The 13,044-nt window shown below is 68.8% G+C and carries 5 protein-coding genes and 1 pseudogene; 4 read left to right on the forward strand and 2 right to left on the reverse strand.

The window, feature by feature from the left end:
* Positions 1–5 precede the first annotated feature (5 nt).
* Positions 6–944: an RluA family pseudouridine synthase gene (locus ACEN98_RS19725; protein WP_413386589.1), complete on the forward strand. Its 939-nt coding sequence runs from the start codon at positions 6–8 to the stop codon at positions 942–944.
* Positions 945–1,065: 121 nt separating this feature from the next.
* On the opposite strand, the gene ACEN98_RS19730 is transcribed toward ACEN98_RS19725, so the two are convergent.
* Together ACEN98_RS19730 and ACEN98_RS19735 are read right to left on the reverse strand one after the other, a co-directional pair.
* A complete protein-coding gene (locus ACEN98_RS19730) occupies positions 1,066–7,437 on the reverse strand; it encodes an Ig-like domain-containing protein (RefSeq protein ID WP_413386591.1) in 6,372 nt (2,123 codons plus the stop codon).
* A gap of 150 nt (positions 7,438–7,587) precedes the next feature.
* The gene (locus ACEN98_RS19735; RefSeq protein WP_413386593.1) at positions 7,588–8,358 is read right to left on the reverse strand and encodes an exodeoxyribonuclease III; all 771 of its coding nucleotides are present in this window, start codon (positions 8,356–8,358) and stop codon (positions 7,588–7,590) included.
* A 166-nt stretch (positions 8,359–8,524) separates the two neighbouring features.
* Between ACEN98_RS19735 and ACEN98_RS19740 the strand changes: the two genes are divergently transcribed.
* The 3 genes and pseudogenes from ACEN98_RS19740 to pyrE all read left to right on the forward strand — a co-directional run bounded on the left by ACEN98_RS19740 (position 8,525) and on the right by pyrE (position 13,038).
* Positions 8,525–11,047: an ATP-binding protein gene (locus tag ACEN98_RS19740; protein WP_413386595.1), complete on the forward strand. Its 2,523-nt coding sequence runs from the start codon at positions 8,525–8,527 to the stop codon at positions 11,045–11,047.
* Positions 11,048–11,157: 110 nt separating this feature from the next.
* Positions 11,158–12,198: pseudogene (locus tag ACEN98_RS19745) on the forward strand (MEDS domain-containing protein); the annotation flags it as partial.
* Between the two features lie 183 nt (positions 12,199–12,381).
* Positions 12,382–13,038: an orotate phosphoribosyltransferase gene (gene pyrE, locus ACEN98_RS19750; RefSeq protein WP_413389060.1), complete on the forward strand. Its 657-nt coding sequence runs from the start codon at positions 12,382–12,384 to the stop codon at positions 13,036–13,038.
* Positions 13,039–13,044 lie beyond the last annotated feature (6 nt).

The raw sequence follows: 13,044 nt of genomic DNA on the forward strand, positions 1-13,044 counted from the left end.
GCGGGATGGCACGATTCGTCAGGAAGGGCCACCAGGCCGCGGCCAACGCCGTCGTGCCGCTGCCAGTGCGGGACGGCGTGGCGCCCAGCTATCTGTGGATCACGGAAACCCGGACCGGCGGCATGCTGGCCTTCCTCGAGGCGCGTTTTCCCGCCATCGCCGGCCCGTCCTGGGCCGAGCGCCTCGTCCGCGGCGACGTCGTCGACGCTCAGGGCACGCCGCTGCAGGCGGAAAGCCACGTACGCCAGGGCATGCGCATCTGGTATTACCGCGAGCTGGAACACGAGACGCCGATTCCATTCGAGGAAAGCGTGATCTTCCAGGACGAGCACCTGCTCGTCGTCGACAAGCCGCACTTCCTGCCGATGATCCCGACGGGGCGCTTCCTGCGCGAGACCCTGCTCGTACGCCTGAAACATAAGTTCGACCTGCCGCACCTGACGCCGATCCACCGCCTCGACCGCGAGACGGCCGGCGTCGTCATCTTCTCGCACAACCTGGCCACGCGCGGCACGTACCAGTCGATGTTCCAGAAGCGCAGCATCCGCAAGGTGTACGAGGCGCTGGCACCGGTGCTGCACGGGCGCGACTTCCCGTTCACCTACCGGAGCCGCATGGTCGACGGCGACAAGTTCTTCGTGATGCGGGAAGAAGAGGGCGAGCCGAATTCCGAGACGTTCGTCGAGCTGCTGGAAACGCGCGGCGACGTCGCGCGCTACCGCCTGCATCCGCACACGGGCCGCAAGCACCAGCTGCGCCTGCACATGGCGTCGCTGGGCGTGCCGATCCTGAACGACGCCTTCTATCCCGTCGCGCTGCCGTGCAAGGGCGACGATTTCTCCGCGCCGCTGCAACTGCTGGCGCGGTCCATCGCGTTCGACGATCCTCTCACGGGAGCAGCACGCAGCTTCGCAAGCGGCCGCGCGCTGGAGTGGCCGGCTTGAAACCGTCGCCCCGGCGAAGGCCGGGGCCCACGTTCGTCAAGCTGCGGCGACGCAAGCAAGACTTGGGGGGATGACGCAGAGCGGCATCCCGCCTTCGCGGGAACGGCGTAGGGTCGAGACGTCAGGCCGTCAGTCCGACGTCGAAGGTGGAGTTGCCGATGATGGCGACGTTCCCCGCCACGTCCTCGATCGCGCTGCCGTTCACCGTGAGGTGGTAGACGCCGTGCAGCGTGCCCAGGTTGAGTTCCAGCGTGTTCCCGTGCGCGATGTCCCAGTTGGTCAACACGTCCCACGCGTGGTGCGAGCGCCCGTGATTGCCGCTGTCGAGCACGTCGACCGTGCCGTTCTGCGCGAACACGATCTTTTCGCTGAACGTCAGGCTGTGCCAGTTCGCCCCCGCCTTGCTGGTCGACTGGGTCAATGCCACCGTCGGTGCCGTCGTGTCGATCGTGACCGACAACGGCGCGGATGCGGCGCCCTGGTTGCCGGCCGCATCTTCCTGGACCACGGTGAACGTGTGCACGCCGTCCGTGAGCGGCCCGCCGCCGCCGAGCGTGACCGTCCAGCTCCGGTTATTGCCGACGTCGGCCCCGCCCACGAGGGACGCGCCGTCGTAGACCAGGATCCGGCCGCCGCTTTCGGCAGCAAGGCCGGTCAGCGTGGGCATCGTGTCGTTCGTGATGCCGTCGGAGGACGAGACGCCCGTGTCGCTCGCCGCCGCCAGTACCGGCTGGCCCGGGGCGTCCGGTTCGATGGCGTCGACCGTGAACGTGAACGGGACCGACAGGTCGCGCGGCGTCACGTTGCCCCCGGTATCCTGCAGTTCCAGCGTGATCGTGTGCTGGCCGTTCGCGAGGTCCCACAGGGGCGAGAACTGCCATACGCCGTTGTCGCCGGCGGTGGTGGAACCCAGGATCTTGTCGCCGTCCCACACTGTCACCTCGGTGCCGGCGGCCACGGTGCCCGTCAGTCCCGGCGCGGCGAAGCTCGTGATGGTGTCGCTGGAGGACAGGCCGTTGTCGGAGCCCGGCGCGAACGTCGCACCCGCGGCGGTCGAGCCGGCGACGGTGATCGTCAGCGGCTGCGACGGCGCGCTCGCATTGTGCGCGGCGTCGTACTGGACGGCCTTGACCGTGTAGGTGCCGTTGGTGCCCAGCAGGACGTCGTCGATGCTCCAGTGGCCGTTGCCGTCGGCCCAGCCGCTGCCGACCAGGCGGTCGCCCACGTACAGTTCGATCTGGGCCCAGCCATCGGCGCCGCTGCCCGTGAAGGTGGGCGCCACGACGCTCGTGACGTTGTCGCCGGCGGTGCCGGTATCGGATGCGGCGGCGAGCGTCGGCGCGGGCAGGGCGTCCGGGGCGTGCGTGTCGATCCGGATCGTGCCGCCGTAGCCGTCGGAGTCGCCGAGGGAGCCGTACGTGATGTGCGCGAGGTCGAGCACGTTGCCGGCGCCGTCCGCGAAATGGTCCGCCAGGTTGTCCTTCGTGACGAAGTTCAGACCGCCCACGTCGTTGTCGCCGGCCGCCACCGTGTACTCGAACAGCGCGCTGCGGTGGTCGTCGCTCATGCCGCGGAACCGGGCCACGGCGCCGTTGTTGAGTTCGAGGCCGGGGTCGCCGCGCACGTCGACCGGTTCGCTGAACGTCACGCGGATCCCGATGGTTGCGCCGACGCCGTAGTCGCCTCCGCTCACGTCGGCCCGGAGGTTCATCGCCCGCGGCGCCGTCACGTCGACGTAGGTGCCGGCCGTGTGGAAGACGATACTGTGCTCCGCCACCTGGTTGCCGGCCAGGTCGGTCAGCGCGTAGGGCAGGTAGAGGGAATAGTCGTTGCCCGAGCCGAGGTGCAGCTCGTCCGCAGCGAGCGTGAGGGTCTTGTGGTCGCTCGAGAAGTTCGCTTCCGTCAGGCCGATGTAGATGCTGGCGCCGTCGTGGTCGTACAGTTGCACGCCGTCGGAGCTGCTCTCTCCGTTCGTCCAGTACACGGGCTTGTCGAACGTGAGGACGAGGTCGCCCGCGATGTCGAACGCCGTGCTGCCGTCGGGCGAACTGGTCACGTTCGGCGCCGTCAGGTCGATCGTGAACTGCTTCGACACCGTGGCGCTGGCATGGCCGGCGGCGTCGACGATGCTCGCGGTGTACGTGTGCACGCCCGGGGACAGGCGGGCATCGGTCTGGTTATACCAGTACGTCAGACTGCCCTCCGGTGAGTTCACAACCACCTCGACGTCCTGTCCGTCGAGCGTGACCTTCACGTGCTGGGTGCCGGTCAGCGAGCCGATGAAATAGCCAGCAACGGAATCGCCGTCGCTGTTCGTGATGCCGTCGTCCTCGTACGGTCCCTGGTCGCTGATGTAGATCCCGGAGATATAGGCCGCCACCGTCGTGTCGTACGTGTAGTTGCCGGAGCTGGCCGTGCCGCTGCCCGCGTTGCCGAGCGTGTCGTGCACTTTCGTCAGATCGACGCCGACGGTATTGGTGTTGTCGACGATGCCCGCGTCGGCCGCGGACAGGGTCGCATACCACGTCCGGTAGTCGTCCGAGTGGTGCAGGTTCGTGAGCGCGGCGTGCGGCGTGTCGAGGGCCGCGGCGTCGAGCGCCGTCACCGCCGCCGAGAAGCGCACCGTGAGACCGACGCTGCCGCCGCTGACCAGCGCGCCGCCGTCCAGCGCGACGGTGGCGGTGAGCGCATCCGTGTTCACGCTGTAGTGCGACAGCGACGCCGCGCTGCCGCTGCCCGCGTTGCCGGCCGCGTCATGCACCTGGGTCAGGTCCACGCGCAGCTGGTTGCCCGTGCTGCTCTCGGCGCCGGCCTCGGCGTTCAGGGTGCCGGTCCACGTCCTGCCGTCGTCCGCCATCGCCAGGCCGCTCACGGTCGCGTGCGGGGCCTGCAGCGCGGCGGCCGTGAGGCCGCTCACGCTTTCCGAGAACGAGATCGAAAAGCCGATGCCGTGCGACGGGCCGATCGTCGTGTCGTCGAACAGGATGTCCGCCACCACGGGCGCCTTGCTGTCGATCGCGTACGCGGCCGTGCTGGCCACGGAGCCGCCGCCCCGGTTGCCGTGGGCGTCGACGACCTGGGCCAGGTCGAGCACGACGTGCAGGCCGCCCGTCTCCACGCCGGGTTGGGCCGTCAACGTCGCCATCCACGTCTTGCCGTCGTCGGCCGCGTGCACGTTGCTCACGGTGGCACCGGGCGCGCTGATCGCGGTTGCCGGCAGCGTGCCCACGCTCTCGGCGAACGCGAAGGTCACGTCCATCGTGCCGCCCGCGTTCAGCATGCCGGCGGCAAGCAGGATCGTCGCGCCGGCGGGGCCGATCGTGTCGACCGCGTATGGGGCGCTCCACGCGCTGCCGGTGCCGGCATGGCCGTTCGCGTCCAGCACCTTGCTCATGTCCACGCCGACGACGTTGCCGGTCCAGTCGCCGCTGCCGTTGGCCGACAGCGTCGCGGTCCAGGTCTTGCCGTCTGCGCTGCCCACCAGGTTCGAGACGCTCGCATGCGGCGCCGAGATCGCGGCCAGGGGCAGGTTCGGCACGGCCTGCGTAAACGTGAACGTGGCCTGGATCGTGTGGGCCGCGTCGAGGCTCGTCCCGTCGAGGGCGATGGCGAGCGTGTTGGCGATGCCCGCGACCGCATAGCCCTCCGACTGGGCGCTGCCGCTGCCCGCGTTGCCGGCCAGGTCGTGCACCCTGGTCAGGTCGACGGACAGCACGTTGCCGCTGCTGGGCGCCAGGTCGTTGCTGGCCAGCGTGCCGGTCCACGTCAGGCCGCCGTCCGCCATGTGCAGGCCGCTGACGGCCGCGTGCGGCGCGCTGATGGCGTCCGTGTCCAGGCCGGCCACGGCTTCGCTGAAGCGGATGGTCAGCGTGGCGCCGTGGGTGGCGTCCAGGTTCGTGTTGTCGAGATCGATGCGGGTCACGGTCGGCGCCACGGTGTCGACCTTGTAGGCGGTCGAGATGGCGCTGTCGCGGCCGGCGTTGCCGAGCGCATCGTGCACCTTCGTGAGGTCGAGCTTGACCGCATTGTCCGCCTCGGTCACGCCGCCCTGCGGGGTGAGCGTGGCCGTCCACGTCAATCCGTCGCTCGAATGCTTCAGGTTCGTGAGCGTTGCGTTGGGTGTTTGCAGCGCGCCCGCCGTCAGGTCCGTCACGGCTTCGCTGAACCGGATCGTCAGGGTGGCGCCGCCGCCGCTGTGCAGCACGGTGCTGTCCAGCGCCAGCGTAGCGGTCGGGCCCTGCGTGTCGACGGCGTAGTTGTCGGAGGTCGCCTTGGCGCTGCCCGCGTTGCCGAGCGCGTCGTGCACCTTCGCGAGGTCGAGGGTCACGGTATTCACCGCATTCTCGATGCCGCTCGCCGGCGTCAGCGTGGCCGTCCACGTCAGCCCGTCGCCCGAATGCTGCAGGTTCGTGAGCGTCGCGTTCGGGGCCTGCAGCGCGGCCGCGGTCAGGTCCGTCACCGCTTCGCTGAACCGGATCGTCAGCGTGGCGCTGCTCCCGCCGTGCAGGGTCGTGCTGTCCAGCGCCAGTGTGGCGGTCGGGCCTTCCGTGTCGACGGCGTAGGCCGCGCCGGTGAAGGTGCCGCTGCCCGCGTTGCCGGCCAGGTCCTTCACCTGCGTCAGGTCGACGGAGACGGCATTGCCGGCCCAGGTGCCGCTGCCGTCCGCGGTCAGGGTCGCGGTCCAGGTCTTGCCGCCGTCGGCCTTCGCGAGGCCGGCCACGTGCGCGTGCGGCGCGCCGATCGCGGCGAGCGGCAGGTCCTGCACGGCTTCGTCGAACGTGAACGTGGCGTGGATGCTCTTGCCGCCGGCAAGTGTGGCGCCGTCCAGCGCGATGGCGACGGCGCCGGGGCCGTGCGTGTCGATGGCGTAGTTGCCGGAGGCCGTGCCGCCGCTGCCGGCATTGCCCGCGGCGTCGTGCACCTTCGCGAGATCGAGGATGACGGCGTTGGTCGCGTCGGTGACGCCGCCCTGCGGGGTGAGCGTGGCCGTCCACGTCAGGTAGTCGCCGGAGTGCTGCAGGTTGGCGAGCGCCGCATTGGGCGCCTGCAGCGCGGCCGCCGTCAGGTCTTTCACGGCCTCGCTGAAATGCAGCGTCAGGCCCAGGGTGCCGCCCGTGTGCACGGCCGTTCCGTCCAGTGCCAAGGTGGCGGTCGGCCCCTGCGTGTCGACGGCGTAGGCGCTGCTTGCGATCGTGCCGCTGCCCGCGTTGCCGGCCAGGTCGGCCACCTTGGCCAGGTCGACGCTGACGGCGTTGCCGGTCCAGGTGCCGGTGCCGTCTGCGGTAAGCGTCGCGGTCCAGGTCTTGCCGCCATCGCTGCTGGCGAGATCGGACACCGTCGCATGCGGTGCCGTGATCGCCTCCGGCGCCAGGTTCTGCACGCGTTCCGCGAACGTGAACGTGGCATGGACGGGCTTGCCGGCAGCGAGCGTGGCGCCGTCGAGGGCGATGGCGACGGCGTTCGGTCCCTGCGTATCGACCGTGTAGGCCGCCGACACCGCGCTGCCGCTGCCCGCGTTGCCGGCCAGGTCCTTCACCTGGCCCAGGTCGACGGCGAGGACGTTGCCGCCCGCGCTGGTGGCCGCGGTGCCGCTCAGCGTGGCGGTCCAGGTCGTGCCGCCGTCCGTCGTGTGCAGGTTCGAGACGGTCGCGTGGCCGGCGTTCAGCGCGGCGGGCGTGAGGCCCGTGACGGCTTCGGAAAACTTGATGGTCGCGACGGCATCGTGGCCGCCGCCGAGCAGGGCGTTGTCCAGCGTGACGGTGGCCGTGGGGGCCTGCGTGTCGACCGTGTAGCTGGCGAGGTTGCTCGTGCCGCTGCCGTGGTTGCCGGCCGCGTCGAGCACCTTGGTCATGTCCAGGCTCAGGACGTTTCCGGGCGCCGTGGTGGCGTCTTTCGGCGCGGTCAGAAGCACTGTCCACGTGAGACCGCCGTCGCTCCTGGCCAGGCTGGTGATCTCCGCGTGCTGCGCGCTCAACGCATCCGCCGGCAGGTCGTCGACGGCTTCGGAGAACGTCAACGTGACGACGATGCTGCCCCCCGCTTTCAGGACGCTGCCGTCGGTGCCGATCTTGAGTAACTGCGGGCCGAGCGTGTCCGGCGCGTCCGGCGTGATGATCGGCACTTGCGAAGTCGAGCGTACGCCGCCGAATGCCACATGGGCTATCGACTGCAGCGCATCCGCGCCCATGACCAGGCTGTAGGTGTGATCGGGCAGCAGGCCGGCCACGTCGAGCTTGACCTGGGTGCCCGTGATGTCCAGGCTGGATGCCGATATCGTGTGCGTGTCGGTCGCGCCGACCACCCGCAGCGTGGGCTCGCCCGTGACGCGGTCGATCACGGTCTGTATGGCACCGTCCGTGATGATGACCGACCCGCTCCCAGCCGCCATGTCGGTGCTGAAATCCAGGGTAATACTCATGTGGCCCGGCGTGAAGATCGGCGTAGGGGGCGCCAGTAACTTCGGCACGAAGGAAAGAGGGGTCTGGGTGGGCATGATCGTTCGCGGACAGTGTTTGACGTCGTGGAAAAAGATTCCACAAGGAAAACTTAGTAAACGATCATATCAACAAACCCACCTTGGAAGTGGGTAAGTTGATGTTTTTACGACATATCTGGCTGGATTCCCCCTTGCCGGGGGGAATTATCAGAGGTGGTAATCGATGATCAGCGGCGCATGGTCCGAAAACCGTTCGTCCTTGTAGATGGAGACGGCGTGCGCCTTGGCGGCGATGCCCGGGGTGGCGACGTGGTAATCGATGCGCCACCCGACGTTCTTCGCCCACGCCTGGCCGCGGTTGCTCCACCACGTATATTGCTCGGGGCGCTGGTCGATGCCGCGGTGCACGTCCACGAGGCCCAGTTCGTCGAAGATCCGGGTCATCCAGGCGCGTTCTTCCGGCAGGAAGCCGGAATTCTTCTGGTTGCCCTTCCAGTTCTTGAGGTCGATTTCCTTGTGCGCGATGTTCCAGTCGCCGCAGATCACGATCTCGCGGCCCTCGGCCTTGAGCTCCTGCAGGTGCGGCAGGAACACTTCCATGAAGCGGAACTTGGCTTCCTGGCGTTCCGGCGACGAGGATCCGGACGGGCAGTAGACGGAAATGACGGTCAGGTTGCCCACGTCGGCGCGGGTGTACCGGCCTTCGTTGTCGAATTCGAGGCAGCCGAAGCCCGTCCTGACGGCATCCGGCTTCGTGCGGCTGTAGACGCCCGTGCCCGAGTAACCCTTTTTCTCGGCATAATGGAAATGGCCGTGGTAGCCGTGCGGCGCGAGGAATTCCTCGGTCATGTCGGCCTGCTGGGCTTTCAGCTCCTGGACGCAGATGAAATCGGCGTCCTGGCTGGCCATCCAGTTGAAGAAACCCTTCTTGTGGGCGGAACGGATGCCGTTCAGGTTGGCGGAGATAATTCGTGGCATGGATCTGGACAAAAGTGCGGTGGGCCAAGGGCGATAGTGTAGCTCGTTTTGACTTCCATCAACACATCCATGGCGGTTAAACAAACGTTAAACGCTCGGTCCGGTATGTTAAACTGGTCCATTGTGCCCGGGGGCCGGGCGCTTTTACCCCGCACAAGGAGTTGACGTGCTGATCAGATCCGATGATCTGCTGTCGGGGAAATACGGCAGGAGTGGACATTTCGTACGGTTCTACGACGAGGGCGACGTCATGCTGGACGAAGTCGCGACGTTCCTCGCGCAGGCCGTGCATATGGGCGGCAAGGGCATCGTCATCGCCACGCCGGACCACATCGACGTGCTGCGCCGGCGCCTCGGTCCGGCGGCGGCCGTGCGGGTCGCGTGGATGGACGCCGACGCCGTGCTCGCGCAGTTCATGGTCGACGGCTGGCCCGAGCCGGCGCGTTTCGAGACCGTGGTGGGCAGCGCGGTGGCCGCGGCCTGCGCCGGCGGCACCGCCGTCCATGCGTTCGGCGAAATGGTGGCGCTCCTGTGCGCGCGCGGCTGCCACGATGCGGCGCTGCGGCTCGAGGAACTCTGGAACGACCTGGCGCGGCGCCAGGTGTTTTCGCTGTTCTGCGCCTATCCCTGGGATGCGTTCCCCACGCCCGAGCTGGCGCAGGCGTTCCGCCGCGTGTGCGCCGAACACGATCATGCCTGCGCCGACACGGCGCTGGCCCTGCCGGCCGAGGGCGACGCCGACATCGGCCGCATCCGGCTCGAGCAGGAGGTCCGGGCGCTGCGCGCGGAGGTGCGCAGGTACAAGGACAATGAACAGGTGCTGCGCCGCAGCGAGCGCGAACTCGCGGACTTCGTCGAGAACGCGGTCGAAGGCCTGCACCGCGTCGGCGCCGACGGCACCATCCTGTGGGCCAACCGCGCGGAGCTGCAGATGCTCGGCTACGGCTGGGAGGAATACGTCGGCCACAACATCGCCGAGTTCCACGTCGACCGCCCGGTCATCGACGACATCGTCACCCGCCTCGCGTGCGGCGACACGCTGTACGACTATCCGGCCCGGCTGCGCTGCAAGGACGGCTCGATCCGGCATGTGCTGATCCACTCGAACGGCAGCTTCGAAGACGGCCAGTTGCGCTACACGCGCTGCTTCACGCGCGACGCGACCGAGAGGCGCGAGCGCGACATCGCGCTCAAGCAGCGCGACCGCATGCTGCTCGACGCCCCGGTGGCGGCGGCCCTGTTGATGGGGCCGGACTTCGTGTTCCGCCTGGCCAACCGCTGCTACCGCGAACTGGTGGGCCGCGACGGCATCGAAGGGCAGCCGCTGCTGCGTGCCTTTCCCGAACTGCGCGGCGGCGAGATCCACCATCTGCTCGAACACGTCCACGCCACCGGCCGCGCGGCCCGCGTGGAAGAGTTGCACGTGCATGGACGCTATCTGAAGTTCAGCGTCGAACCGCTGGCGGTCGAAGAGGGCGAGGAACGCGGCATGATCGTGGTGGCCGTCGACGTCACCGAGCACGTGCGCACCCGCCAGGAGATCGAGCACGCCCACGCCGAGCGCGCCGAACTGCTGGCCGAACTGACGGCCGCCAGCCGGACCAAGGACGAATTCCTCGCCATGCTCGGCCACGAACTGCGCAATCCGCTGTCGCCGATCGTCAGCGCGCTGAAACTGATCCGCATGCGCGGCGAGACCGGCTTCGCGCGCGAACGCGAGATCATCGAACGCCAGGTGCAGCACCTGGTGCGGCTGGTGGACGACCTGCTGGACATCTCGCGCGTCACCCGCGGCAAGGTGGAGCTGCAGTGCGAACGGGTCGACCTCGCGCAGCCCCTGGGCAAGGCCATCGAGATGGCCCGGCCGCTGCTGGAACAGCGCCGCCACCGGCTCGACGTCGACATCGAACCCGACCTGGCCTGGGAGGGCGATCCGATGCGCCTGGCCCAGGTGGTGTCGAACCTGCTGACGAACGCGGCGCGCTACACGCCGCCCGGCGGCCGCGTCGTGCTGCGCGCGCATGGCGTGGACGGCGAACGGGTGCGCCTCGCGGTCAGCGACACCGGCATCGGCATGAGTCCGGAACTGCGCGCCCAGGTATTCGACCTGTTCTTCCAGGGAAAGCGCGCCATCGACCGCGCCGAGGGCGGCCTGGGCATTGGACTCGCGCTCGTCAGGAACATCGTCGGCCAGCATGGCGGCCACGTGGAAGCGCACAGCGCCGGGCCGGGCATGGGGAGCGAATTCGTCGTGCTGCTCCCCCGGCGTACCCCGGCCGCCTGCGCCATGCCGGACGTGGCGCCGCCTGCGAACGCGCCGGCGGCCGTCCGGCGGCGGATCATGGTCGTGGACGACAACGTCGACGGCGCCGACACGCTCGCGCGCCTGCTGGCCGCGCACGGCCATGACGTGCGGGTCTTCCACGAACCGGTGGCCGCCCTGGCCGCCGCGCCGGACTTCCTGCCCGACCTGGCCGTGCTGGACATCGGGCTGCCGGTGCTCGACGGCTACGAGGTGGCGCGCCGCCTGCGCGCGCTGCTGGACGGCCACCCGTGCCGGCTCGTCGCCCTGACCGGCTACGGCCTGCCCGCCGACCGCGAGCACAGCGCCCGGGCCGGTTTCGATACGCATCTCGTCAAACCGGTCAATCCCGATCTCGTCGTGCGGTTGGCTGCGGGCACCGACTAAACGTCTGACGTTTTGATTTATGTCAATACAACTGTGACATGAACAGCCGCCGCCGTCTTGATCGCGCTTGATGTGGATAGAATTACATCTTTCATCCATTAGAAACCCCCATGCTGATCAAGACCGACGACCTGTTGTCCGGCAAACACGGCAAGACGGGGCATTTCGTGCGCTTTTACGACGACAGCGACACGCTGCTCGACGAGGTTGCGTTCTTCATCGAGCGGGCATTGCGGACGCGGGGACGGGCCATCGTCATCGCCACCGGCGCGCACACCGATGCGCTGCGCCGGCGCCTGGACGAGCTGGCGCGCGCGGAAGGGCGTTCCGCCCCGCCGTCGCGCGACGTCGCGTGGTTCGACGCCGAGACGACGCTGGCGCGCCTGATGGTCGACGGCTGGCCCGACCGCGCCCGTTTCGAGTACGAGGTGGGTCGCGTGGTGGCCGAAGCCTGCGCCGGCGGCGCGCCCGTCCACGCGTTCGGCGAGATGGTGGCGCTGCTGTGCGCGCGCGGCCGCTACGACGCGGCCCTGCACCTGGAGCGGCTGTGGAACGAGCTGGCGCGCAAGCTCGACTTCTCGCTGTTCTGCGCTTATCCCTGGACCCTGTTTCCCGCGTCCGACGCGGCGCACGTGTTCCGCCAGGTCTGCGCGGGGCACGACCACGCCTGCGCCGACGTGGCGGCGCCGCTGCCGTCCGGGCAACCCGTCGACATCAACCTGGTCCGGCTCGAGCAGAAAGTGCATGCGCTGCACGCGGAGGCGGCGCGGCGGCGCCGGGCGGAGCGCGACCTGCTGCGGCGCGAACGCGAGTTCGCCGACATGGTCGAGAACGCGGCCGAAGGACTGCACCAGGTCGGCGCCGACGGCACGATCCTGTGGGCCAACAAGGCCGAGCTGCAGATGCTCGGCTACCGCTGGGAAGAATACGTCGGGCACCATGTCGCCCGGTTCCACGCCGATCCGGCCGTCGCCGCCGACATGCTGGCGCGGCTGGCGGCCGGCGAAACGGTGGTGGACCAGCCGGCGCGCCTGCGCTGCAAGGACGGTTCGATCCGGCACGTGGTCATCCGCGCGAACGCCTGTTTCGAGGACGGCCGCCTGCGCTACACCCGCTGCTTCGTGCGCGACACGACCGAACACGTGCGCATGCAGGCCGAACTGGAGGGCGTCCGCCGCGCCGAGGACGCATTCCTCGCCATGGTCGGCCGGACGCTGCGGGCGCCGCGCACGGAACGGCGCCTGCACCGTCTCACGCGGGTGGTGGAACACCGGCTTCGCGGGCGGGGGCAGGGCGGATTACAATACCGGTTTTCACAGTTCGAGGGTCGTGTCGTGGACAATCTGCGCCAACAGTTCATTGCGTTTTCAGTCGAAGCCGAAGTCTTGAAGTTCGGCCAGTTCATCACCAAGGCGGGCCGCCAGTCGCCGTACTTCTTCAACGCGGGCCTGTTCCACGACGGCGCCACGCTCGGCAAGCTGGCCGATTTCTACGCCCAGACCCTGCTCGATTCCGGCCTCGAATTCGACATGCTGTTCGGCCCGGCCTACAAAGGCATCACGCTCGCCTCCGCGACCGCCGTGGCGCTGGCCGCGAAAGGCCGCAACACGTCGTTCGCCTACAACCGCAAGGAAGCCAAGGACCACGGCGAAGGCGGCACCATCGTCGGCGCCAAACTGGCGGGCAAGGTCGTCATCATCGACGACGTGATCTCGGCCGGCACCTCGGTGCGCGAATCGGTGGCGATGATCCGCGCCGCCGGCGCCGAACCGGCCGCCGTGCTGATCGCGCTCGACCGCATGGAACGGGGCGGCAAGGACGGCGTGCTGTCGCCGCTGTCGGCCGTGCAGGAAGTCAGCCAGACCTACGGCATCCCCGTGATCTCGATCGCCAGCCTGGCCGACCTGTTCGGCTACCTCGAGGCCGATCCGTCGCTGGCCCAGCACAAGGATGCCGTCGCGGCGTACCGCGAGCAATACGGCGTGGCCTGAGCCGGC

It is taken from the genome of Massilia sp. CT11-137, from assembly GCF_047302885.1.
GTDB classification, from domain to species: Bacteria; Pseudomonadota; Gammaproteobacteria; order Burkholderiales; family Burkholderiaceae_D; genus Telluria; species Telluria orientalis.

Bases quoted from the DNA above. Each gene is read 5' to 3' on its own strand.
- ACEN98_RS19725 (WP_413386589.1), top strand. From the start codon at position 6: ATGGCACGATTCGTCAGGAAGGGCCACCAGGCCGCGGCCAACGCCGTC.
- ACEN98_RS19730 (WP_413386591.1), bottom strand. From the start codon at position 7,437: ATGCCCACCCAGACCCCTCTTTCCTTCGTGCCGAAGTTACTGGCGCCC.
- ACEN98_RS19735 (WP_413386593.1), bottom strand. From the start codon at position 8,358: ATGCCACGAATTATCTCCGCCAACCTGAACGGCATCCGTTCCGCCCAC.